Source organism: Bradyrhizobium sp. Ghvi, assembly GCF_900115265.1.
Lineage (GTDB): Bacteria > Pseudomonadota > Alphaproteobacteria > Rhizobiales > Xanthobacteraceae > Bradyrhizobium.
The window spans coordinates 829411-850676 of record NZ_FOVU01000001.1 but is presented as its reverse complement, the minus strand read 5'-3'; the positions used below and the strand labels follow the sequence as shown (position 1 = coordinate 850676).

Genomic DNA, 21266 nt, shown 5'->3' with positions numbered 1-21266 from the left:
CTATTGGTTTGGCCAGTAAGCTGAGGTTTTCCACGTTGTCCGTGTAATGCACGCGGCTGCCACATTTTCGGTCGTCATTCCGGGATGCGCCGGCACGGCGCAGGGCCGGAATGACAGCCCCCGCGAAACCGTCAATTGACCTGTCGCGGGCGCCCTCCTAAAACTCCGGCGACATTGAAGAATTTGGCCGAACCGCGGCAGTCAGGGAGAACAACGATGCGTGACGTCTTTATCTGCGATGCCGTGCGGACCCCGATCGGCCGCTTCGGTGGCTCGCTTGCCAAGGTGCGTGCCGACGACCTTGCGGCCGCCCCGATCAAGGCGCTGATGGCTAAGCATCCCAATCTGGACTGGGCGCAGGTGGACGAGGTCTTCTTCGGCTGCGCCAACCAGGCCGGCGAGGACAATCGCAACGTCGCGCGCATGGCGCTGCTGCTGGCAGGCTTGCCGGACTCGGTTCCCGGCCAGACCCTGAACCGGCTCTGCGCCTCCGGCCTCGATGCGGTCGGTGCCGCGGGCCGCGCCATCCGCTCCGGCGAGATCGAGCTGGCGATCGCCGGCGGCGTCGAATCCATGACCCGTGCGCCCTTCGTGATGGGCAAGGCGCAGGAAGCTTTCTCGCGCTCCGCCGAGATCTTCGACACCACGATCGGCTGGCGCTTCATCAATCCGCTGCTCAAGGCGCAATACGGCGTCGATGCGATGCCCGAGACCGGCGAGAACGTCGCCGAGGAATTCCAGGTCTCGCGCGCCGATCAAGATGCCTTCGCCATCCGTTCGCAGCAGCGCGCCGGCAAGGCGATCGCATCAGGCTATTTCGCCGAGGAGATCACGGCGATCACCATTCCCGGCGGCAAGGCCGGCCCCATCACCGTCGACAAGGACGAGCATCCGCGTCCCGAGACCACGCTGGAGGGCCTCGCCAAGCTGAAGCCGATCGTGCGCAATCCTGGCACCGTCACCGCCGGCAACGCCTCCGGCGTCAATGACGGCGCGGCCGCGATGATCCTCGCATCCGAAGCCGCTGTGAAGAAGCACGGCCTGACGCCGCGCGCGCGCATTCTCGGCCTCGCTTCAGCCGGCGTGCCGCCGCGCATCATGGGTATTGGACCTGTGCCCGCGACCCGCAAGCTGATGGAGCGGCTGGCTAAGAAGATCACCGATTTCGACCTGATCGAGCTCAACGAGGCCTTCGCTTCGCAAGGCATCGCCTGCATGCGCCAGCTCGGCGTCGCTGATGACGCCGATTACGTCAATCCGCACGGCGGCGCCATCGCGCTCGGCCATCCCCTCGGCATGAGCGGCGCCCGCCTCGTGCTCACCGCCGTGCACGGCATGGAGAAGCGCAGCGGCAAGCTCGCGCTCGCCACCATGTGCGTCGGCGTCGGTCAGGGCGTTGCGGTCGCGATCGAGAAGCTGAATTGACGGTCCACTGCGTGGACCGTCATCCCGGGGCAGCCCGATAGGGCCGAACCCGGGATCTCGAGATTCCGGGTTCGATGCTTCGCATCGCCCCGGAATGACAGGGAGAGAATGACCCCATGACTATCGCGCGCGAGCAGGACATCACGGCAGCCGCTCTTGCGGTGATGGAGCGGACGTCCGATCCGCGGATGCGGCAGATCATGGTCTCGCTGGTCAAGCATCTGCACGGCTTCGTTCGTGAGGTCAGGCTGACCGAGAAGGAATTCCGCGACGCCACTTCTATCATTGCCGAACTCGGCAAGCTGACCACCGACACGCATAACGAAGTGGTGCTGATGGCGGGCTCGCTCGGCGTCTCCTCGCTGGTCTGCCTGCTCAACAACGGCGATCAGGGCAATACGGAAACCGATCAATCGCTGCTCGGCCCGTTCTGGCGGTTGAACTCGCCGCGGGTGGAGAATGGCGGATCGATCGTCCGCTCCGAGACGCCGGGCGCGCCGCTGTTCGTCAATGGACGCGTTGTCGACAAGGACGGCCGTCCGGTCGCGGGTGCGGAGGTCGATGTCTGGCACGCCTCTCCGGTCGGGCTTTACGAGAACCAGGATCCCGAGCAGGCCGACATGAACCTGCGCGGCAAGTTCACCACCGATGCCGACGGGCGCTTTTCCTTCCGCTCGGTGATGATGATCGGCTATCCCATTCCGACCGACGGCGTCGTCGGCCGCCTGCTCGAGGCACAGGGCCGGCACCCCTATCGTCCGGCGCATCTGCACGCCCTGATCTTCAAGCACGGTTTCAAGGTGCTGATCTCGCAGGTCTACGATCCCAACGATCCTCATATCGACAGCGACGTGCAGTTCGGCGTGACGCAGGCGCTGATCGGCAAGTTCGTGCGCCACGAGACGCCGCATCCAACCGCGCGCGACGTTTCAACGCCCTGGTATTCGCTCGATCACACCTACCGGCTCGAAGCCGGGGAGGCCGTGCTACCCCGTGCGCCGATCAAATAGGATTAGACAGGTCAGAGTGAGGGAAGGGCGCGAAAGCGGCTTCCCTAGATTAGTTATATTCTATAATGATTGGCGCAAATGGTGTCCGGCTGGACCGAAAATCGCCGGGGAGGAGTTCGCCAATGACATTCATCTATCCCACGGACAGCAACAAGGCGCATCCGCTGCCGCTGTCGCCTGAGTACAAGAGCTCGATCAAGCGCGCGCCGAACAAGCCCTTGATCCCGATGCGCCACACCCTGTCGGAACTGACCGGACCGGTCTACGGCCACGAGACCGTGCGCGAGGGCGACAACGACCTCACCACCCAGCACAAGGGCGAGCCGCTCGGCGAGCGCATCATCGTGCACGGCCATGTCCGTGACGAGGACGGCCGCGGCGTGGCCGATACGCTGGTCGAGATCTGGCAGGCCAACGCCTGCGGCCGCTACGTCCATGTCCGCGACCAGCATCCGGCGCCGCTCGATCCCAACTTCACCGGCGCGGGCCGCACCGTGAGCGATGCATCAGGCTATTATCGCTTCGTCAGCATCAAGCCCGGCGCTTATCCCTGGGGCAATCACCACAATGCCTGGCGCCCCGCTCACATCCATCTGTCGGTGTTCGGCCATTCCTTCATCTCGCGCCTGGTGACGCAGATGTATTTCCCGGGCGATCCGCTGTTCCCGTTCGATCCGATCTTCAACTCGGTGCCGGACGAGAAGGCGCGGATGCGCATGGTCTCCTCGTTCGACCTGGAGAACACGAAGCCCGAATGGGCGCTGTGCTACCGCTTCGATATCGTGCTGCGCGGCAAGAACGCTACCCCCATGGAGACCCACTAACGTGCAGAATTCTGCGAAGCCCGATGGGATCACGCCGTCTCAGACCGTCGGCCCGTTCTTCAAATACGGCCTGACACCGACAGGCGACTATTCCTGGAATGATGCCTTCACCAACTCGACGCTGACACCAGATGTCTCCGGCGACCGCATCCGCATCGAGGGCCGGGTGCTCGACGGCGACGGCGCAGTCGTGCCCGACGCCATGCTGGAGATCTGGCAGGCGGATGCGCAGGGGCGCTACGCCGATCCGCAGGACAAGCGCGCGCTGCCCAACGCCAGCTTCCGTGGCTTTGCCCGCTGCGGCACCGACAAGGACGGCAATTATTCCTTCGACACCATCAAGCCTGGCGCGGTTCCCGACCCTGATGGCAAGCCGCAGGCGCCGCACATTGTTCTGGCGGTGTTCGCCCGCGGCATGCTCAGGCACCTCTACACCCGGATCTATCTCAGCGACGAGGTCAGCAACGCTGCTGACCCCGTGCTGGCGCTGGTGCCGGCGGACCGCCGCGCCACGCTGATCGCCGTGCGGGAGGCCGGCAAGCCGGTCTATCGCCTTGACCTGCGCCTGCAGGGCGACGGCGAGACGGTGTTCTTCGACGTGTGAGGCAAGGACATGCCGGCGACATCAGGTCGCCGGCAGTGCTCCCGTATTTCCCCGGAGGCGCATGCGATGCAATTTCTGCGCGAATAAAGTCCGTGTTTACCGCAGTCCGATAGTCTTCGTCTTTATTTGGCGCGGGCTATCGGATTGCTTCATGAAGATTCGTCTTTCGCTGTCGTCGGCTATCATTGCGTTTGGCATCGTTCTGGCCATCGGTTTCACGGCGGTCGTCTCGACCAGCCTCTACGCCCTGCGCGAGCTCAAGGTCGGTGGGCCGCTCTATTCCGACATCAAGCTCGGCAATGACCTCATCGCCGATATCCTGCCGCCGCCGGAATACGTCATCGAGGCCTATCTCGAAGCCACCCTTGCCATGCGAGAGCCGGACCAGTTGGCCGCCCATGGTGAGCGCCTGGTCCAGCTCCGCAAGGACTACGATGAGCGCAAGGCTTATTGGACCGCCTCCAGCCTCTCGGCCGACCTGAAGGCGGCTCTGGTGTCCAGGTCCGACGCCGAGGTGCAGAAGTTCTGGAAGCTGCTGTCCGATCAGCTCCTGCCGGCTCTCAAGGCCAGGGATCTGGCCAGCGCTGAACGCGCCTATGCGCAGCTCAAGGACGCCTACACCGCGCATCGTGCCGTCATCGACAGCATCGTCGAAAGCGCCAACAGGCAGAATGCCGACATGGAGAAGCTGGCCGCCGACCGCGACAGCGCGATGCTCTTTATTCTGCTCGGCGTCTCCGCAGCCGTGCTCGCCTTCATTGCCGCCGGCTTGCTCGGAGTCGCGCTCGGCGTGGTGCGCCCGATCGTACGCATGACGGACACGATGCAGAAGCTCGCCACCGGCGATCTCGCGGCCGATATTCCCTTCGCGCACCGCCGGGACGAGGTCGGCTCGATGGCGGGCGCACTGCAGGTGTTCAAGCAGGGAGCGATCGAGAATTCGCGCCTGCGCGAGGAGCAATTGCAGAAAGCGCAGGAAGCTGCGCTTGCCAAGCGCGGCGCGCTACACCAGATGGCCGAGACCGTCGAGCGCGAAACCGGCCGCTCGGTCGACACCGCGAGTGCGGCGACGCAAGGCGTCGAGCGCGCTGCCTTGAGCCTGTCCGAGATCGCGCGATCCCTGTCTTCGGAATCGCAAGCGGTTGCCGCCGCCTCCACCCAGGCGCTCGGCAGCTCGCAGACCGTTTCGGCTGCCGCCGAAGAGCTGAGCGCCTCGATTCGGGAGATCGCGGCACAGGTCGGTCGCACCTCGACGGTCACCAAGTCGGCGGTCGCAGGCCGCGAGCAGGCGCGCTCGACCATCCAGGCGCTGGCGGACGCCGTGAAGAAGATCGCCGAGGTCTCCGACCTGATCGGCGGCATCGCCGGCCAGACCAATCTGCTCGCACTCAATGCCACGATCGAGGCCGCGCGCGCCGGTGAGGCCGGTCGCGGTTTTGCGGTCGTCGCTGCCGAAGTCAAATCCCTGTCCGATCAGACCGCAAAGTCGACCGAGGAGATCGGACGCCTGATCGCGGAGATCCAGGCCTCGACGCAGGCCGCCGTCGATGCCGTCGAGACCATGGGCGGCCATATCGTCGAGATCGATGGGGTTGCGACCTCGGTTGCGGCCGCGATGGAAGAGCAGGACGCCGCGACGCGGGAGATCGCCCGGTCGATCTCCGAATCGGCCTCCGCCGCCAGGGAGGTCTCGGCCAAGATCGCCAATGTCAGCCGCGACGCCGCTTCGGTGAACGAGCGTGCCGCGGAGGTCAGGCAGGCCATCGCGGGCATGGCGGCCAATCTGGAAACGCTGCGATCAGTCGTGGTCCGTACCGTGCGGGACTCGACCGCTGCGGCGTAATGCCGGCACCCGGTCGGTGCCGCTGGCGCGTGGAGGCGTGATCGTGCAGTATGGCCTGGGACAGGGGCATCGTGAATTTCATGACACCTCCACAACTGCCTGATGTCGTCGAGCCTGCCCGATTGTCGGCCGCGCTGCGCAAGGCCGGCGCGCTGGACGCCGGCGCCGTGCGCGAGGTGAAGGTGCTGCATCAGCGCGATACCGTCGTCTCGCGCATCATTCGCCTCGGCCTGCGCTATGTCGGCGAGTCCACCGGTGCGCCGCAATCTCTGATCCTGAAGATGGTGCATGCTGGCTTCGTCGGGACACCTGCCGATCGCGGCGAGCACGAGGTCGCCTTTTACACGCAGCTCGGACCGAACATGCCGACGGGAATCGTGCCACGCTGCTTCGATGGACGTTTCGACGCGGAGAGCGGGAAGTGGCATCTCCTGCTCGAAGACCTCACCGATAGCCATGAACTGGCGACTGTACCGACGCTGCCCCCGTCGCGAGAGCAGTCGATGGCGATCGTCACGACGCTGGCGCGCTTGCATGCGGCGTGGTGGAATCATCCTGGCCTCGGCCAGACCGTCGGCACCTGGTCGAGCACCGAGGATAGCGCCGCGCGCATGGAGACCTTCGCCGGTCATTACGATCGCTTCGCCGATCAGATCGGTGATCGCCTGAGCGAGGAACGACGCATTCTCTATCGCCGTCTCATCGAGCAGTCGGCGCGCCTGTCGCAGCGCTACCATTCGCACCGCCACGTCAGCATCGTCCACGGCGATGCGCATACATGGAATTTCCTGCTGCCACGCGCCGGCGTCGCCGGCACCGTGCGCATCTTCGATTTCGACCTGTGGGGCATCAACGTGCCGACCCACGACCTCGCCTATATGATGGCGATCCAATGGTATCCGGAGCGCCGGCAGGCGCTCGAGCGGGCGCTCCTTAATCGTTACTACGAGACGCTGCTCGCCCACGGCGTCACCGGCTACACGCGCGGCGCGCTTGACCAGGACTATCGCTGGTCAGTGCTCTGGCACATCACCAAGCCGGTCTGGCAATGGGCTATCGACCTCCAGCCCGTAATTTGGTGGAATAATCTGGAGCGGGTGATGATGGCGGTCGAGGATCTCGGCTGCGAGGAGTTGCTGTAGCAGGGCTCGTGTCCCGGGCGCGGTGCAGCGTGCAACGCTGCGCCGCAGAAGCGGGACCCAATCTGTCGCGCCATGGGCCCCGGCTCTGCAGCGCACCGCTGAAGAAGCGCTGCGCCGCGTCCGGGGCATGACGGCTGTGCTTACTCCATCACCGCATGTTCCGGTCCCGCCGCCTGCTTGCGCAGCGTGGCCTTGGTCGAGCCGATCAGCAGCGCGAGGGGGATGGTGCAGAGGATGAAGAACATCACGAGCTGGTAGTCGTGCGAAAACGCGATGATCTGCGCCTGCACGCTGACCATCCTGTCCGCCATGGCATGGCCGGCGCTTGTGGTGAGATCGATCATGCGGCTGACATCAGGCATCTGGAGCGCCTGGTTGAACGGGTTGATGTGCTCGGACAGGATCGCATAGGTTCGTCGCGTCCCCTGCGTCAGCTGGGCGATGACGACGGAGATGCCGACCGAGCTTGCGACGTTGCGCATCAGGGTCAGCATCGCGGTGCCGTCGGTGCGCAGATCGTTCGACAGCGTCAGGAACGCCACTGTCGAGAGCGGCACGAACACGAGGCCGAAGCCGAAGCCCTGGATGACGCTGACGGTCACGATCTCCGGCACCTGGGTCAAATCGGTCCAGCCGGTCATCTGGAACAGCGAGCCCGCGGTCAGCGTCAGGCCCGAGATGATCAGGGTGCGCGCCTCGAAGTAACGCATCATGCGGCCGACCAGCATCATGGCAAAGAAGGTGCCGAAGCCGCGGCTCGCCAGCAAGAGCCCGGCGGTGATGATGGGATAGCCGATCACGTTCTGCATGTAGGGCGAGGCGAGCGCCATGGTCGAGAACAGCACGAGCCCCATGACGATCATGAACACGCAGCCGGTGACGAAGTTGCGATCTCGAAACAGCGCGAAGCGGATGAACGGCGTTGACGTCGTGAAGGAGTGCGCGAGGAAGAAGTAGAAGGCGACAGCCGAGACGACGAACTCCGCGAGGATCTCGTTTGATTCCAGCCAGCCCAATTGTTCGCCGCGGTCGAGCGCGAGTTGCAGCGAGCCGATCGCGATCGCCAGCGCGGCGAAGCCGAACCAGTCGAATCTGAGGCTCAGGTCCTTCTTCGTTTCATCCATGAAGATGAGGAGACCGATCACCGTGATCGCGCCGAACGGCAGGTTGACGAAGAACACCCAGTGCCAGGAATAGGTTTCGGTCAGCCAGGCGCCCAGCGAGGGGCCCATGATCGGCCCCATCATCACGCCCATGCCCCAGATCGACATCGCCTTTGCGCGTTCCTGCAGTGTGTAATAATCGAGCATGACCGATTGCGACAGCGGCACCAGCGCGGCGCCGAACACGCCTTGCAGCAGGCGGAACAGCACCATCTGGTTGATGTCCTGGGCGAGGCCGCACAGCACGGATGCCATGGTGAAGCCGGCCGAGCAAATGATGAAGATGCGCTTGCGTCCGAAGCGGTTGGCGATCCAGCCGACCGGCGCGGTCATGATCGCGGCCGCGACGATGTAGGAGGTCAGCACCCAGTTGATCTGGTCCTGCGAGGCCGACAGCGTGCCCTGCATGTAGGGCAAGGCGACGTTGGCGATCGTGGTGTCCAGCGCCTGCATGATGGTCGCGGTCATGGCGCAGATCGTCACCATGTTCCGGCGCAGACCGGGGACCATCAGGTTGGCGTGGGGACCCGACATCGGATCAGTCCTTCTCAGTCTTTGTCCTGACCGGCCGTCGCCGACAGGCCGAACAGTCCGGCGAGCGAGCGTTTGTGGCCGGTGTCGATGGTGGCATAGACGCTCATGCCGGCCTTCAGCTTCTTCACGAATTTGTCGGTCTCGTCGAAGTAGATGCGGATCGGCACGCGCTGCACCACCTTGACGAAATTGCCGGTGGCGTTCTGCGGCGGCAGGATCGCGAATTGCGCGCCGGTGCCGGGCGACAGCGAGCCGATCTTGCCCTTGAAGACATGGTTCGGGAACGCATCGACTTCGAGCGTGACGGGCTGACCCTCGGCGACATAGGTGAGGTCGCTCTCCTTCGGGTTGGCGTCGACCCAGGGATGAGCGACGTCGATGATCGAGAACACCGGCGTGCCGGCCGCAACGAAACGTCCGAGCTGGATCTGCTCGACCTGGGTCGCGACGCCGTCCATGGGCGCGCGCAGCACGGTGTGGTCGAGATTGCGTTGCGCATCGTCGAGTTTGGCCTTCGCCTGCGCGTAGGGCGGGAACTGCTCCAGCGGCAAGGAAGGGTCACCGAGCAATTGGGTCTTGGCGTTCGAGAGTTGCTGCTTGATGAATTGGGTTTGCGCGGCAGCGGTCACCAGTGCATTCGACGCATTATCGAGATCGAGCTGCGAGCCGAAATTGTTCTTGACCAGCGCCTGCTTGCGCTCGACGTCGCGTTGCTTCAGATCCACGCCCTGCTGGGCGAGGTTGAGCATGTCGCCGTAAATCTTGATGTTGGCGGCCAGATTGTCGTACGTCGTTCGGGCCTGCGCGAGCTGCGCCTTGGCTTCATCCAGTGCGTTGCGGAAGGGTACGGGGTCGATCTCGAACAGCACGTCGCCTTGCTTGACGGATTGCCCCTCCTTCACGACAACCTTCTGGATCTTGCCGGAGATGTCGGGCGTCACCAGCACCTTCTGCGCGCCGACATAGGCGTCATCGGTGCCGACGTAGCGGCCGCCATTGAGATAGAAGGTGAGACCGGCAATGACGGCCACGATCGGCAGCACCACCATCAGCAGGAAGCGGCGATAGCGGCGCAGGCCGGCGACGAAGCGCCGACGCGGATCGGTGCCGGCCTTCTTGGTTGGCTTGCCGCTGTCGATCTTTTGCTCGGGCTGGAATTTGAGAACCTGATCAGCCATAGCGCTGCTCCCTACGCGCTTGTTCCGCTCCGCTGGTCTGGATCGCGTTCCGCACGTTTTCTTTGATGGTTTCGAGTTGGGTGAGGAGACGGTGGGCGTCGGCCGGGCTGATGCCGTCGAGCGCGTTCGCGGTCAGCTCGGATTTGAGGCCGCTCATCTTGCCGAGCAATTGCCGGCCGGCTTTCTTGAGGTACAGTCGCTTGACGCGGCGGTCAGAAGCGTCGTTGCGGCGCTCGATCCAGTCGCTGTCGCAGAGCTTGTCGATCAGCCGCGTCAGCGTGATCGGCTGCATCTCCAGCAATTCGGCAAGCTCGGACTGTTTCATACCCTCGCTGCGCTCGACTTTGGCCAGCACCGCCCATTGCGCCCGAGTGATGCCGAAGCGCGAGGCTTCCTTGTCGGCATAGACGCGCAACAGGCGGTACAGCTCGCCGAGCGTGAACAGGAAATTCTGGTCGACAGACCCGCGGGTCATGAGCTTGGTCTCCAATAAGCTTGGAATATAATAAGCAAGCTTATGAATTTTTCATGGCGACACCACGGGATGCTGTCCCGCAGCAAAAGCATGGCTGATCGCCGCGGCGTCGGTCGCGCTTTGGGTTCCCCGGCCGAAATGTTAGAAAGCAAGCCGAATGACCCTCGCAAAGCCGGCATTTCCGTCCCCCGACCATGACCACGGCCGCTGCACCGCGGACGCGCTGACGCATGCGGAAGCCGTTTGCGAGGCTCGCGCGCAGAAATTCACGCCGATCCGCCGCCAGGTGCTGGGGGCGCTGCTCTCCAGCCATCGCCCGCTCGGCGCCTATGAGGTGATCGACGAACTCGCCAAGTCCATGCCGCGTCCGGCGCCGATCACGGTCTATCGTGCTCTCGATTTCTTGATGGCCAACGGCCTCGTGCACCGCATCGAGAGCCGCAACGCCTATCTCGCCTGCGCCGCCCACGACCACGACGCGACCTCGGCGGTGGCATTTCTGATCTGTGAGCGCTGCGGCCTGGTTGGCGAGATCCCGTCCGGGTCCTTTGCCGGAGATCTCAACGCCGCGGCGCGTACGTCAGGCTTCGCGCCGAAATTGTCCGTGGTCGAGATCACGGGCGTTTGCACCCATTGCCAGAAAGTCTCTTAAAGCAACAACGGCACCAAAGCCGGTCCCAGGAAGACATGTCCGCACCTCGAGCCATCCCCTCCGCCGCGCGCCCTCTCAGTGCCGGCGCCATCGCGCTGATGCTGATGCTGTGCCTGACCTGGGGCTTCAACCAGATTGCGGTGAAACTGGTATTGCCGGATGTGCCTCCGATGCTCCAGGCCATGATCCGTTCGATCGGCGCGCTGCCGGTGCTGTTCCTCATCGGCACGTTTCGCGGCGTCAAATTCTTCGAGAATGACGGCACATGGAAACCCGGCCTGATCGCCGGGCTGATGTTCGGCATCGAGTTCGTGCTGATCTTCCAGGGCCTGCGGCTGACCTCCGCCTCCCGCGCGGTCGTGTTCCTCTACACCGCGCCGTTCTTCGTCGCGCTCGGCTCTTATCAGATGCTCGGCGAGCGTCTTGGCGGCACGCAATGGCTGGGCCTCGCGGTGAGCTTTGCCGGCGTCGCGCTCGCGATCGGCGTTCCCCAGGCCAATGTCGATTTCCACGTTCTGCTCGGCGATCTCATGATCGTCGGCGGTGCATCGCTCTGGGCCGCGACCACGTTGGTCGCCAAGGGCACGCGGCTGCGCTTCGCCGCGCCCGAGAAGGCGCTCGGCTATCAGGTCGCAACCTCGATCCCAATCCTGGGAACGGCCGCCCTGCTCTCGGGGGAATCCATCGCCCATACGCCGTCCCCGCTCTCGATTGGCCTGCTGGCGTTCCAGGCGATCTGGGTGGTTGGAACGACGTTCACGCTTTGGTTCGCGCTGGTGAAGGCCTACTCGGCCAGCAAATTGTCGGCTTTTACCTTCATCACCCCTTTGTTTGGCGTGGTGGGTAGCTATTTCATCATGCACGACACCCTGAGTCTGGCCTTTGGGGCGGCTGCCGTCCTTGTAATTGCTGGACTTTTCCTGGTTAACCGTCCGAGCCAAAGTGCTGCGGCGCCAGCTGATGCATTGCTGAACGTCACCAAAACCTGATATTTGGACCCCATGAACAAGCTCGAAAACACCATCGATTCCGACCTCGCGGGCCCCGCGCCCCGGCACAAGACCACCCAGGTGAAGGTGGGCAACGTCGCCGTTGGCGGCGGCGCGCCGATCGTCGTGCAATCGATGACCAACACCGACACCGCCGACATCGACGGCACCATCGCCCAGGTCGCAGCGCTCGCGCGCGCGGGCTCCGAAATGGTCCGCATCACCGTGGACCGCGAGGAAGCCGCTGCCGCCGTTCCGCATATCCGCGATGGCCTCGCCAGGCGCGGCATCACCACGCCCCTGATCGGCGACTTCCACTATATCGGCCACAAGCTGCTCGCGGCCTATCCGGCCTGCGCCGAAGCGCTCGCGAAATACCGCATCAATCCGGGCAATGTCGGCTTCAAGGACAAGCGCGACACCCAGTTCGCCGACATCATCGAGATCGCCAACAAGAACAACAAGCCCGTCCGCATCGGAGCCAATTGGGGCTCGCTTGATCAGGAACTGCTGACCAGGCTGATGGACGAGAACGCCGCCTCCGCCAACCCGCGCGACGTGCGCGCGGTGACGCGCGAGGCCATGGTGCAATCCGCGCTGCTCTCGGCCGCGCGCGCCGAAGAGCTCGGCATGCCCAAGGACCGCATCATCCTCTCCGCCAAGGTCTCGGCGGTGCAGGACCTCATCGCGGTCTATCAGGATCTCGCTGCGCGTTCCGATTACGCCATCCATCTCGGCCTCACCGAGGCCGGCATGGGCTCCAAGGGCATCGTGGCATCCTCGGCCGCGCTCGGCATCCTGCTTCAGCAGGGCATCGGCGACACCATCCGCATCTCGCTGACGCCGGAGCCCGGCGGCGACCGTACCCGCGAGGTGCAGGTCGGCCAGGAGCTGTTGCAGACCATGGGCTTCCGGACCTTCGTGCCGCTGGTTGCCGCGTGCCCTGGTTGCGGCCGCACCACTTCGACCACGTTCCAGGAGCTGGCGCGCTCGATCCAGGATTTCATCCGCGACGAGATGCCGAACTGGAAGAGCAAATATCCTGGCGTCGAGGAGCTCAACGTCGCCGTGATGGGCTGCATCGTTAACGGCCCCGGCGAGTCCAAGCACGCCAATATCGGCATCTCCTTGCCCGGCACCGGCGAAGCGCCGGCCGCGCCGGTCTTCGTCGACGGCAAGAAGTTCCGCACGCTGCGCGGTCCGACCATCTCCGCCGACTTCAAGGCGCTTGTCATCGACTACATCGATCAGCGCTACGGTCAGGGCGCCAAGGTGCCGGCACCGGCGGCGGAGTAACTCCGACTCGCGCCACAATCTCGGCTGTCGTTCCGGCCTGCGCCGGGACGACCGTGTATTTTTGCAGCCCAGGTTGCGCATCCGTCACCGCGGGCTACGATGGCTCCCAATCAAGAACGATCGGGAGACAGCACGCATGAGCTCGCTATCCGGCAAGCAGGGCCCGCGCTATCGCCACGTGGCGGAGGACGGCGCGCCTTACGAGACCATCGCCGTGGAGAAGCTCACCCCCATCATCGGCGCGGAGATTTCCGGCGTCGACATCGGCAAGCTGGTCGAGGGCGACAGCGGCTGCAACCAGCAGATGGACGAGATCCATCGCGCGCTCGCCGAAAACCTCGTCATCTTCTTCCGCGACCAGCACATCACGCCGAAGCAGCATCTCGCCTTCGGCCGCAGGTTCGGCGAGCTGCATTTTCATCCCGCAGCGCCTCACGAGGACGAAGACCCGGCCTTGATGAAGATCTATGCGGACAAGAACTCGCCGCGCGCCAACGGCGAGGGCTGGCACTCCGACGTCTCCTGCGATCTCGAGCCGCCGATGGGCTCGATCCTCTACATCAAGCAGTGCCCGCCGCGCGGCGGCGACACGCTGTTCGCCAACATGTACGCGGCGTATGAGGCGCTGTCCGATCGCATGAAGACCTATCTCGAGCGCCTCACCGCACTGCACGACGGCGAGCCGATCTATCGCGGGCTCTATGCCAACTACGGCGTCGCCGACCGTCCGTCTTATCCGAGCGCGGAGCACCCCGTGGTGCGCACGCATCCGGTGACGGGCAAGAAGGCACTCTACGTCAACCGCGGCTTCGTCAGGCACATCAACGGCATCCCGCGCGACGAGAGCGATGCGATGCTGGCCTATCTCTACCAGCACGCCGAGAACCCGCTGTTCCAGTGCCGCTTCCGCTGGACCGAGAACGCCATCGCCTTCTGGGACAACCGCTGCACCCAGCACCGCGCCATGTGGGACTACTGGCCACACACGCGCTCCGGCACGCGCGTCACGGTGAAGGGGGAGCGGCCGGTGTGAAAATATCGTGGCGCATCACCGCCGCTATCGTTGTTTCGCTGATCCCGCTTTTGGTGTCATCAGTTGACGACAGCGAGGCGGCCGTAGCACGCAAGGCCGCGCGGGCAAAGATCAAGCCACCGGCGCCGGAGACATGCGATCCCCGTAATTTCAAGATCGTTCTCGACGTCGGACACACCTCCGAAGCGCAAGGCGCCACCAGCGCGCGCAACGATGTCGAATTCGGCTTCAACCTGAATTTGGCGCGGCGGATCGGAGCGCGCTTGAAGTCGGCAGGCTTTGCCGCGACCCGTGTGCTCGTGACCGAGGGCAAGGCGAAAGCGAGCCTGCTCAAGCGTGTCGGCACCGCCAATGCCACGCATGCCGATTTCTTCCTGTCGATCCACCATGATTCCGTGCCGGACAAGATGCTCGAGGTGTGGGAGTTCGACGGCTCCAGGAGTTATTTCAGCGACCGCTTCAGCGGCCATTCGCTGTTCGTATCGGAGCGCAATCCGCACTTCACCGACAGTCTCTCTTTTGCCCGGCTGCTGGGCAAGGAGCTGAAAGCGGACGGGCTGCACTATGCGAGCCAATACACGCTGCCGCTGATGGGGCGTTACCGGCATCCGCTGCTCGACAAGGATGTCGGCGTCTACCGCTATGACGGGCTGGTCGTGCTGTCGCAAACCCGCAGCGCCGCGGTCCTGCTCGAAGCCGGCTCCATCATCAACCGCGACGAGGAGATGGTCATGAACTCGCCGGAGCGGCAGGAATTGATCGCGTCGGCAGTGACGACGGCGATGCAGGCGTATTGCCAAAGGCGCTAATTGACACGGCCGCTTCAACCATCGTCATTGCGCTCGCAATGACGAAAAAGGTTACAGCGGCCCTCCCTGATACTCCCGGTTCGCCAGGCTCGCCTCCTCCAGATCGAGGTCGCGTTCGATCCGCCGCCGCGTCTCGTCCGTGATCTTCCCGTCGCGCAGGAGGTCGTGAATGAATTTGCGCTCGGCGACGATCAACTCGCGGGTCAGCGCGGTGCCGGCGGCGGAGACATCGTGGTGAGAAGGATCGAGCGAGTCAGGCAGCTGGTTGACGCGGATCTCGTGGCGGGCGCGCAGGAGCCGCATCACCTCGTCCGAGACCTCTTTCTCTTCAGTCAGTGCATCCAGCGATTTCAGCGCGGCGTCCAGCGCCTGGCGCCGTGCCTCGATCTCGGCCGCGTGCTCCGCGACATGCTCGCTATGGCCGGCTTCCGCGATGCCGAGCCAGCGCACCACGGGCGGCAGCGTCAGGCCGACGCCGATCAGCGTGATGAAGATGACGCCGAAGGCGACGAACAGGATCAGGTCCCGATACGGGAAAGCCGCGCCGTCAGGCAGCGTGAACGGCAGGGCCAGCGCGGCGGCCAGCGATACCGCGCCGCGCACGCCGGTGAAGGCGAGCGCAAACGGCCATTGCCATGGCGGTGACGGATCGCGCGCGCGCAGCGACTTGCTGAGCATCCGCGGCAGATAGGTCGCGGGGTAGAGCCAGGCGAAGCGCGCCACCACGATGATGCCGACGACCACCGCGGTCGCGATCATGATGTCCTCGAGCGGGAACGTCTTCGATTTCTCGTAGAGCGCGCGCATCTGGAAACCGGTGAGCAGGAACAGCAATCCCTCGATCAGATAGATGATGAGGTCCCAGAAGAAGATGCCTTGCAGGCGGGTCGAGGCCGAAATCAGCAGCGGCCCGTTCCAGCTCACATAGAGGCCGCAGGCGACCGTGGCGATCACGCCGGAGCCGCCGACATGCTCGGGCAGCCAGTAGGAGACGTAGGGCGTGATCAGCGACAACGTCAGCTCGACCTGCGGATCCCTGGACCACTTGCGGAAGCGCAAGGACAGCCAGCCCACACCGATGCCGAAGGCGATCTCGCCCGCGACGATGAGAGAAAATTCGCCTGCCGCCAGCGGCAGCGAGAAGTGCCCGACCATGATCGCAGCCAGCGCGAAGCGGTAGAGGATCAGCGCGGTGGCATCGTTGGCGAGCCCTTCGCCCTCGAGAATGACGACGAGGCGGCGCGGCATGTTCAGCCGGCGCGCGATCGCGAGCGGCGCGACCACGTCGGGCGGCGCGACGATGGCGCCCAGCAGGAAGCCGATGCTCCAGGGCAGGCCGATCACGTAGTGGGTGGCAGTCGCCACCATCGCCGCGGTGAAGATCACCGCGCCGACCGCGAGCAGCACGATCGGGCGCAAATTGTTCCTGAACTCGCGCCAGCTCATTGCGACGCTCGCCGAGTAGATCAGCGGCGGCAACACCATCAGCAGCACCAGCTCCGGCGGCAGTTCCACCGGCGGCATGCCGGGCACGAACGCAAGGCCGACCCCGGAGAGCATCAGCAAGATGGCGGGCGCCATGTTGAAGCGGCGGGCGACCAGCGCCGTGCCCGCCAGCACGGCGAGCAGGATGAGAAAGGTCTGGAATTTCGCTGCGATCATGACCTGTCTTGGCCCGGAAGCGGCCAAGAGGTCAATGCAGGGCGGCTTATACCAGTCGTTCGGCCACCATACGCCCGATACGCGCGAACACCGCTTCGAGCTGCGCCGCGCTCGGCATGCCGCCCTGCGTGTAGGCCGCAATCAGGATCGGCGCATCGGGCTTGGGCCAGGCGACTGCGATATCACCCGACGCGTCCTTGCCGTTGTTGCCGGTCTTGTCGCCGATTTTCCAGGCTGCCGGCAGGCCGCCGCGCAGCCGGTTCGCACCGGTCTTGCAGTTCACCATCCATTCGGTGAGCTGGGTCTTTGAGGCCGTCGACAGCACCTCGCCGGTGACCAGTCGCTTCAGATTGGCGGCCATCGCCGCCGGCGTGGTGGTGTCATGGGGATTGCCTGGCGGCGAGCGATTGAGCTCGGGCTCGTTGTGGTCGAGCCGCGAGGTCGTGTCGCCGATGGACCGCCAGAACCCGGTGAGCGCGGTTGGCCCGCCGACATGTGCCAGCAACAGATTGGCGCAGGTGTTGTCGCTGAGTTCGACGATCGCCTTGCACATGTCGGCGATCGACATCGCGCCGGCCGCGAGATTCTGTTTCGCGACGGGCGCGTATTCGAGCAGGTCGGCCTTGTCGTAGGAAATCATCGCCGCCAGCTTGTCCTCGCCGCGATCGACCCGCGCCAGCACGCAGGCCGCGAGCGACGCCTTGAACGTCGAACACATGACGAAGCGCTCGTCCGCCCGCCAGGCGAGTTTTGCGCCCGTGGCGAGGTTTTCGGCATAGACCCCGATCCGCCCGCCGCTTTCGCGCTCGTAGGAGTCGAGCTCAGGCGGCGTCTCCGCGGCGAACGCAGGAGCAGTGGCCATAAAGCACAGCGAAGCGAGCAAGGAGCGGCGGTCGAGATGCATGGGGGGCTTTCGGAACGACATCAGCAAGGATGCTTGCTTTCATCCATCGATCCGACGGATGTATGGCGCGAGAGCGCCCTCTTTACCTCCCCCGCAAGCGGGTGAGGGAGCGCACCTACGCTCCCTCACTCTTTCAAATCATACCTGTATGATTTCGACACGATCTGCCAGCCGTCGGCGAGCTTCATCGCCACCAGATAGTCCGTGAAGAACCGCGGTGGCAGCTGGCATTTGACCTTGATGAAGGCGGTCTTTTCGTCCGAGCGGTCGATAGTGATGATGAAATCCTCGCGCGGCTTGCCTTCCGCCTTGGCGGAGGGTCGCTTGCGCACCCAGGCGAGCCAGTCCGGCACGGTCAGGATCTTCAGCTCGCCCTTCTCCACCCAGCGCAGATCGGCCGAGGGGTGGAAGACCTCGCCGAGCTTGTCGGCGTCGCCCTCGTAAAGTCCGTCAAAATAGGTTTGCACGACGGTTTCGACGCTCGACCGATTTGAGCTCATGGGTCATCCCTTTGCATGAAGGCGCACCCCGAACTTAGTCGTACACGTCGAATTGCGCTATGGCTGTCGTATGCCATTTGCGCGAGGGCGCCATCATGACGGGTTCACGACATCAGAACGCTCGCATTCTTGCCGGCGAATGCTACTGCCGCGCGGTCCGCTACGAGGTGGCGGACGCATTCTCCTATGCGCTCAACTGCCATTGCTCGAACTGCCGCCGCACCACCGGTTCCGCCTTCAAGCCGTTCGCGGGCATCGAATACGGCCAGCTTCGCCTGGTCAGGGGCGAGGACCAGCGGATGGTTTATGGGGACGACACCACCCATGATGCGCACTGCGCCCGCTGCGGCTCGTTGCTGTATTCCCGGGTCCGTGAAGGAAAATGGGTCCATGTCGCCATGGGAACCCTGGTCGATGCCCCCTCGATCCGCCCGACCGCCCATATTTTCGTGGGCTCCAAGGCGCCATGGCACGAGATCACGGACGACCTGCCGCAATATCGGGGGCATGTCGGGGATGCCTAGGTGGAACCGGCCCTCGCGCATTTGGCGGCGAACCGCCAATGCACTGGCGCGACTAACAAAAAGGACGCTTCGGTCCGTCGCCGGCGCTGTCTTCGTGACCTCTATCACAAGGGCTGGGGCTGGAGCTTGCTAGGCTGTCCATGAGGGTGTGAACTGCCTCAGATTTTTGGACGTCGTGTCATGCGCAATTTTCTCAGATTTTGCCCGCTTCTCCTCGCTCTTGCGCTGGTATCAGTCGCCGGGCCGGCCTTCGCCGGAAAACGCGTCGCGCTGGTGCTGGCCAACTCCGCTTATCAGCATGCGCCTTCGCTCGCCAATCCCGTCAACGACGGTGCGGTGATGGCGAAGACATTGAAGGATGCCGGCTTCGATGTCGTCGAGTCACGCCACGACCTGACCGCACTCGATACGCGACGCGTGCTGCGCGATTTCGCCGATGCGACCCGCGATGCCGACATCGCCGTGGTCTACTATGCCGGCCACGGAATAGAGGTCGAAGGCTCCAACTACCTGATTCCGGTCGATGCCAAGCTCGAGCGCGACACCGACGTCTATGACGAGGCGCTCTCGCTCGATCGCGTTCTGGTCGCCGTCGAGCCGGCGAAGCAGCTTCGCCTGGTGATCCTCGACGCTTGTCGCGACAATCCGTTCGGCAGGACCATGAAGCGCACGCTCGCCTCGCGCGGCATCGGCCGTGGTCTGGCCCAGGTCGAGCCGACCAGCACCAACACGCTGATCGCCTATTCGGCCAAGGCCGGCTTCACGGCGCAGGATGGCGACGGCGCCAACAGCCCATTCACCGTCGCGCTGTCGAAGCATCTGACGACCCCGGGTCTCGACGTCCGCCGCGCTTTCGGCTTCGTGCGCGACGACGTGCTGAAGTCGACCGGCAACAAGCAGGAGCCGTTCGTCTATGGATCGCTCGGCGGCGAAGACGTGCCGCTGGTGCCGGTCAGGGCCGCACCCGTGGCCGCACCCGTGGCCGCAGCAGCGGCCGCACCCGCGAGCAATCCGCAAGTCGACACGCGCCGCGACTACGAACTCGCGCTCCAGCTCGGCAACAAGCCGGCGTGGGAAGCCTTCCTCGCCCAGCATCCGGACGGCTTCTATGCCAATCTTGCCAAGCTCCAGCTCGACAAGATCCAGGCCGAGCAGGTTCATGCCGCGGCCATCGAGAAGGCCAAGCAGGCCGAGGCCGAGCGCGATCGTCTCGCCGCGCTTGGCGCGCAGAGGGACGCGCAGGCCAAGGCCGCGGCCGACGCAAAGGCGGCCGAGCAGGCGCAGCTTGCCGCGCAGAAAGCCAAGGAGCAGGCACAGCAGCAGGCCGCCGCTGCCGAGCAGCAGCGCGTCAACCTCGCCGCCACTGCGCCCGCCAGCACGGTCGGTCCCGCCGGCACCAACGTCGCTTCCTTGACGCCGGCCACCACGCCGGCCGATCTCAACCGTTCGGTGCAGACCGAGCTCGGCCGCGTCGGCTGTTTCTCAGGTCAGCCTGACGGCGTCTGGAGCACCTCCTCGCAGCGGTCGTTGTCGCAGTTCAACCGCTATGCCGGCACCAAGCTCGACGTGAAGGTCGCGAGCACGGATGCGCTCGACGCGGTCAAGTCCAAACCATCGCGCGTTTGCCCCCTGGTCTGCGATCATGGCTTCAAGACCGAGGGCGACGTCTGCACCAGGATCGTCTGCGGCGACGGCTATGTCCTGAACAGCGACAACGAATGCGAGAAGCAGCGTGCCGCCAAACCGGCCAAGCCTGCCACCGCCAAGCCCGCAATCGCCAAGCGCGAAGACGGCGATGACCGTCCCGCACGGCGGCGTCCTCAGTCCGGTGGCGCCGCAGGAGCTGCGGCCGGCATTGCGGCTGCCGCTGGCGCCGGTCGCGCCTCGGGCGGAAGTGGTCAGATCTTTTGCAACGAGCTGCTCTGCCGTCCGGTCAAGCCCGGCTGCCACCTCGTCTATCGCGGCGGCGGCGGCCCTCACAATGATGCCAATGTCGAGGTCTGCAACTGATCTTCAGCAAGAAGCGATGGCGGCTATGTCGCGATCGCGCTCGCCGCGATGTTCACCGTCAGCGCCAGCAGGGCCGTGTTGTAGATGAACGACACGATACCGTGCGCAGTGGCGGTGCGGCGGATCGTCTTGTCGGTAATGCCGACGTCGGAAACCTGCGCGGTCATGCCGATCACGAACGAGAAATAGACGAAATCCCAGTAGTCGGCCTGGTCTTCCTTGTCGCCGCTCGGAAACTGCAGGCCGCCGAGCGGCGGGCGGTAGTAGTCATGGGCGTAATGCAGCGCAAAGGTCGTGTGCACGGCGGCCCAGGACAGCGCGATGGTGGTGATGGCGATGGTCAGCTCCGCGGTGCCGCGGTGGGTGCCGAGCTCCGAGACGATGGCCGCGATGCTCGCAAACGCGCCGATCGCCGTCACCAACAGGATCACGAAGCGGCCGTCGTCCTGCATCGCGGCGCTACGGCGGATGTGCAGGTGGTCGTTGCAAAGCATCATGCTGTAGACCAGCACGAGATAGACCGCGATCAGCGCATCCCAACCGAACAACAGCCGTGTCACCACGCGATACGTGCCCGGCAGCAACAGGCAGACGAGAATGCCTGTAACGAGCGAGATGAAGGTCCGCGGCCGCGAATAGATCAGCCGCATCGGTCGCGACATCTGGCGGAAGCGGGCGAGGACGGGGTC

The 21266-nt window shown here is 64.5% G+C and carries 20 protein-coding genes; 13 read left to right on the top strand and 7 right to left on the bottom strand.

Annotated elements, in window-relative coordinates:
- Nucleotides 1–216: 216 nt before the first annotated feature.
- The 6 genes from pcaF (at nt 217) to BM374_RS03975 (ending at nt 6848) form a co-directional block, all read left to right on the top strand.
- Entirely contained in the window at nt 217–1425 is a 1209-nt protein-coding gene (pcaF, locus tag BM374_RS04000; protein WP_092289238.1) for a 3-oxoadipyl-CoA thiolase, read from the top strand.
- A 116-nt stretch (nt 1426–1541) separates the two neighbouring features.
- Nucleotides 1542–2435 carry a dioxygenase family protein gene (locus tag BM374_RS03995; protein WP_092289237.1) on the top strand — a complete coding sequence of 298 codons (894 nt, stop codon included), beginning with the start codon at nt 1542–1544 and terminating at the stop codon, nt 2433–2435.
- Nucleotides 2436–2557: 122 nt separating this feature from the next.
- Nucleotides 2558–3259 carry a protocatechuate 3,4-dioxygenase subunit beta gene (gene pcaH, locus BM374_RS03990; protein WP_092289236.1) on the top strand — a complete coding sequence of 234 codons (702 nt, stop codon included), beginning with the start codon at nt 2558–2560 and terminating at the stop codon, nt 3257–3259.
- Between the two features lies 1 nt (nt 3260).
- Nucleotides 3261–3863 carry a protocatechuate 3,4-dioxygenase subunit alpha gene (pcaG, locus tag BM374_RS03985; RefSeq protein ID WP_092289235.1) on the top strand — a complete coding sequence of 201 codons (603 nt, stop codon included), beginning with the start codon at nt 3261–3263 and terminating at the stop codon, nt 3861–3863.
- 151 nt (nt 3864–4014) lie between these two features.
- The gene (locus BM374_RS03980; RefSeq protein ID WP_092289234.1) at nt 4015–5706 is read left to right on the top strand and encodes a methyl-accepting chemotaxis protein; all 1692 of its coding nucleotides are present in this window, start codon (nt 4015–4017) and stop codon (nt 5704–5706) included.
- A gap of 50 nt (nt 5707–5756) precedes the next feature.
- Nucleotides 5757–6848 (top strand): phosphotransferase family protein, encoded by a 1092-nt coding sequence (locus tag BM374_RS03975; protein ID WP_092289233.1) that lies wholly within the window; start codon nt 5757–5759, stop codon nt 6846–6848.
- A 140-nt stretch (nt 6849–6988) separates the two neighbouring features.
- Here the strand turns inward: BM374_RS03975 and BM374_RS03970 are convergent, their stop codons facing one another.
- Genes BM374_RS03970 through BM374_RS03960 form a run of 3 tightly spaced genes read right to left on the bottom strand, consistent with a single transcriptional unit; the run spans nt 6989 to nt 10198 of the window.
- The gene (locus BM374_RS03970; RefSeq protein WP_092289232.1) at nt 6989–8545 is read right to left on the bottom strand and encodes an MDR family MFS transporter; all 1557 of its coding nucleotides are present in this window, start codon (nt 8543–8545) and stop codon (nt 6989–6991) included.
- A gap of 14 nt (nt 8546–8559) precedes the next feature.
- Nucleotides 8560–9723 (bottom strand): HlyD family secretion protein, encoded by a 1164-nt coding sequence (locus tag BM374_RS03965; RefSeq protein ID WP_092289231.1) that lies wholly within the window; start codon nt 9721–9723, stop codon nt 8560–8562.
- Nucleotides 9716–10198, bottom strand: coding sequence for a MarR family winged helix-turn-helix transcriptional regulator (locus BM374_RS03960; RefSeq protein ID WP_092290216.1), 483 nt, complete (start codon nt 10196–10198; stop codon nt 9716–9718). Before BM374_RS03960 ends, BM374_RS03965 begins: the two co-directional genes overlap by 8 nt.
- 157 nt (nt 10199–10355) lie before the next feature.
- On the opposite strand from BM374_RS03960, the gene BM374_RS03955 reads away from it, so the two are divergent.
- From BM374_RS03955 to BM374_RS03935, 5 genes are all read left to right on the top strand, one after another.
- Nucleotides 10356–10850 carry a Fur family transcriptional regulator gene (locus BM374_RS03955; protein ID WP_092289230.1) on the top strand — a complete coding sequence of 165 codons (495 nt, stop codon included), beginning with the start codon at nt 10356–10358 and terminating at the stop codon, nt 10848–10850.
- Nucleotides 10851–10885: 35 nt separating this feature from the next.
- Nucleotides 10886–11839 carry a DMT family transporter gene (locus tag BM374_RS03950; RefSeq protein WP_092289229.1) on the top strand — a complete coding sequence of 318 codons (954 nt, stop codon included), beginning with the start codon at nt 10886–10888 and terminating at the stop codon, nt 11837–11839.
- Between the two features lie 12 nt (nt 11840–11851).
- Entirely contained in the window at nt 11852–13135 is a 1284-nt protein-coding gene (gene ispG / locus BM374_RS03945) for a flavodoxin-dependent (E)-4-hydroxy-3-methylbut-2-enyl-diphosphate synthase (RefSeq protein ID WP_092289228.1), read from the top strand.
- A 136-nt stretch (nt 13136–13271) separates the two neighbouring features.
- Nucleotides 13272–14168, top strand: coding sequence for a TauD/TfdA dioxygenase family protein (locus BM374_RS03940; RefSeq protein ID WP_092289227.1), 897 nt, complete (start codon nt 13272–13274; stop codon nt 14166–14168).
- Nucleotides 14165–14977: an N-acetylmuramoyl-L-alanine amidase gene (locus tag BM374_RS03935; RefSeq protein WP_092289226.1), complete on the top strand. Its 813-nt coding sequence runs from the start codon at nt 14165–14167 to the stop codon at nt 14975–14977. The genes BM374_RS03940 and BM374_RS03935 overlap by 4 nt, the downstream gene beginning before the upstream one ends.
- Before the next feature lie 51 nt (nt 14978–15028).
- Here the strand turns inward: BM374_RS03935 and BM374_RS03930 are convergent, their stop codons facing one another.
- The 3 genes from BM374_RS03930 to BM374_RS03920 form a co-directional block, all read right to left on the bottom strand.
- Nucleotides 15029–16639, bottom strand: coding sequence for a Na+/H+ antiporter (locus BM374_RS03930; RefSeq protein WP_092289225.1), 1611 nt, complete (start codon nt 16637–16639; stop codon nt 15029–15031).
- Between the two features lie 46 nt (nt 16640–16685).
- Nucleotides 16686–17543 (bottom strand): class A beta-lactamase, encoded by an 858-nt coding sequence (gene bla, locus BM374_RS03925; RefSeq protein ID WP_092289224.1) that lies wholly within the window; start codon nt 17541–17543, stop codon nt 16686–16688.
- A gap of 125 nt (nt 17544–17668) precedes the next feature.
- Entirely contained in the window at nt 17669–18043 is a 375-nt protein-coding gene (locus BM374_RS03920) for a nuclear transport factor 2 family protein (RefSeq protein WP_092289223.1), read from the bottom strand.
- Nucleotides 18044–18138: 95 nt separating this feature from the next.
- Here BM374_RS03920 and BM374_RS03915 point away from each other — a divergent pair, with 95 nt between their 5' ends.
- Both BM374_RS03915 and BM374_RS03910 read left to right on the top strand, forming a co-directional pair.
- On the top strand, nt 18139–18567 hold the full coding sequence (locus tag BM374_RS03915; RefSeq protein ID WP_092290214.1) for a GFA family protein: 429 nt from the start codon (nt 18139–18141) through the stop codon (nt 18565–18567).
- A 180-nt stretch (nt 18568–18747) separates the two neighbouring features.
- Nucleotides 18748–20577 carry a caspase family protein gene (locus BM374_RS03910; protein ID WP_092289222.1) on the top strand — a complete coding sequence of 610 codons (1830 nt, stop codon included), beginning with the start codon at nt 18748–18750 and terminating at the stop codon, nt 20575–20577.
- A gap of 23 nt (nt 20578–20600) precedes the next feature.
- On the opposite strand, the gene BM374_RS03905 is transcribed toward BM374_RS03910, so the two are convergent.
- Complete coding sequence (locus BM374_RS03905) at nt 20601–21239, bottom strand: DUF1345 domain-containing protein (protein WP_092290212.1); 639 nt, start codon at nt 21237–21239, stop codon at nt 20601–20603.
- Nucleotides 21240–21266: the final 27 nt, after the last annotated feature.

Coding starts and splice junctions, on each gene's coding strand:
- pcaF (WP_092289238.1), top strand. CDS start 217: ATGCGTGACGTCTTTATCTGCGATGCCGTGCGGACCCCGATCGGCCGC.
- BM374_RS03995 (WP_092289237.1), top strand. CDS start 1,542: ATGACTATCGCGCGCGAGCAGGACATCACGGCAGCCGCTCTTGCGGTG.
- pcaH (WP_092289236.1), top strand. CDS start 2,558: ATGACATTCATCTATCCCACGGACAGCAACAAGGCGCATCCGCTGCCG.
- BM374_RS03980 (WP_092289234.1), top strand. CDS start 4,015: ATGAAGATTCGTCTTTCGCTGTCGTCGGCTATCATTGCGTTTGGCATC.
- BM374_RS03975 (WP_092289233.1), top strand. CDS start 5,757: ATGGCCTGGGACAGGGGCATCGTGAATTTCATGACACCTCCACAACTG.
- BM374_RS03970 (WP_092289232.1), bottom strand. CDS start 8,545: ATGTCGGGTCCCCACGCCAACCTGATGGTCCCCGGTCTGCGCCGGAAC.
- BM374_RS03965 (WP_092289231.1), bottom strand. CDS start 9,723: ATGGCTGATCAGGTTCTCAAATTCCAGCCCGAGCAAAAGATCGACAGC.
- BM374_RS03960 (WP_092290216.1), bottom strand. CDS start 10,198: ATGACCCGCGGGTCTGTCGACCAGAATTTCCTGTTCACGCTCGGCGAG.
- BM374_RS03955 (WP_092289230.1), top strand. CDS start 10,356: ATGACCCTCGCAAAGCCGGCATTTCCGTCCCCCGACCATGACCACGGC.
- BM374_RS03950 (WP_092289229.1), top strand. CDS start 10,886: ATGTCCGCACCTCGAGCCATCCCCTCCGCCGCGCGCCCTCTCAGTGCC.
- ispG (WP_092289228.1), top strand. CDS start 11,852: ATGAACAAGCTCGAAAACACCATCGATTCCGACCTCGCGGGCCCCGCG.
- BM374_RS03940 (WP_092289227.1), top strand. CDS start 13,272: ATGAGCTCGCTATCCGGCAAGCAGGGCCCGCGCTATCGCCACGTGGCG.
- BM374_RS03930 (WP_092289225.1), bottom strand. CDS start 16,639: ATGATCGCAGCGAAATTCCAGACCTTTCTCATCCTGCTCGCCGTGCTG.
- bla (WP_092289224.1), bottom strand. CDS start 17,543: ATGCATCTCGACCGCCGCTCCTTGCTCGCTTCGCTGTGCTTTATGGCC.
- BM374_RS03920 (WP_092289223.1), bottom strand. CDS start 18,043: ATGAGCTCAAATCGGTCGAGCGTCGAAACCGTCGTGCAAACCTATTTT.
- BM374_RS03915 (WP_092290214.1), top strand. CDS start 18,139: ATGACGGGTTCACGACATCAGAACGCTCGCATTCTTGCCGGCGAATGC.
- BM374_RS03910 (WP_092289222.1), top strand. CDS start 18,748: ATGCGCAATTTTCTCAGATTTTGCCCGCTTCTCCTCGCTCTTGCGCTG.
- BM374_RS03905 (WP_092290212.1), bottom strand. CDS start 21,239: ATGTCGCGACCGATGCGGCTGATCTATTCGCGGCCGCGGACCTTCATC.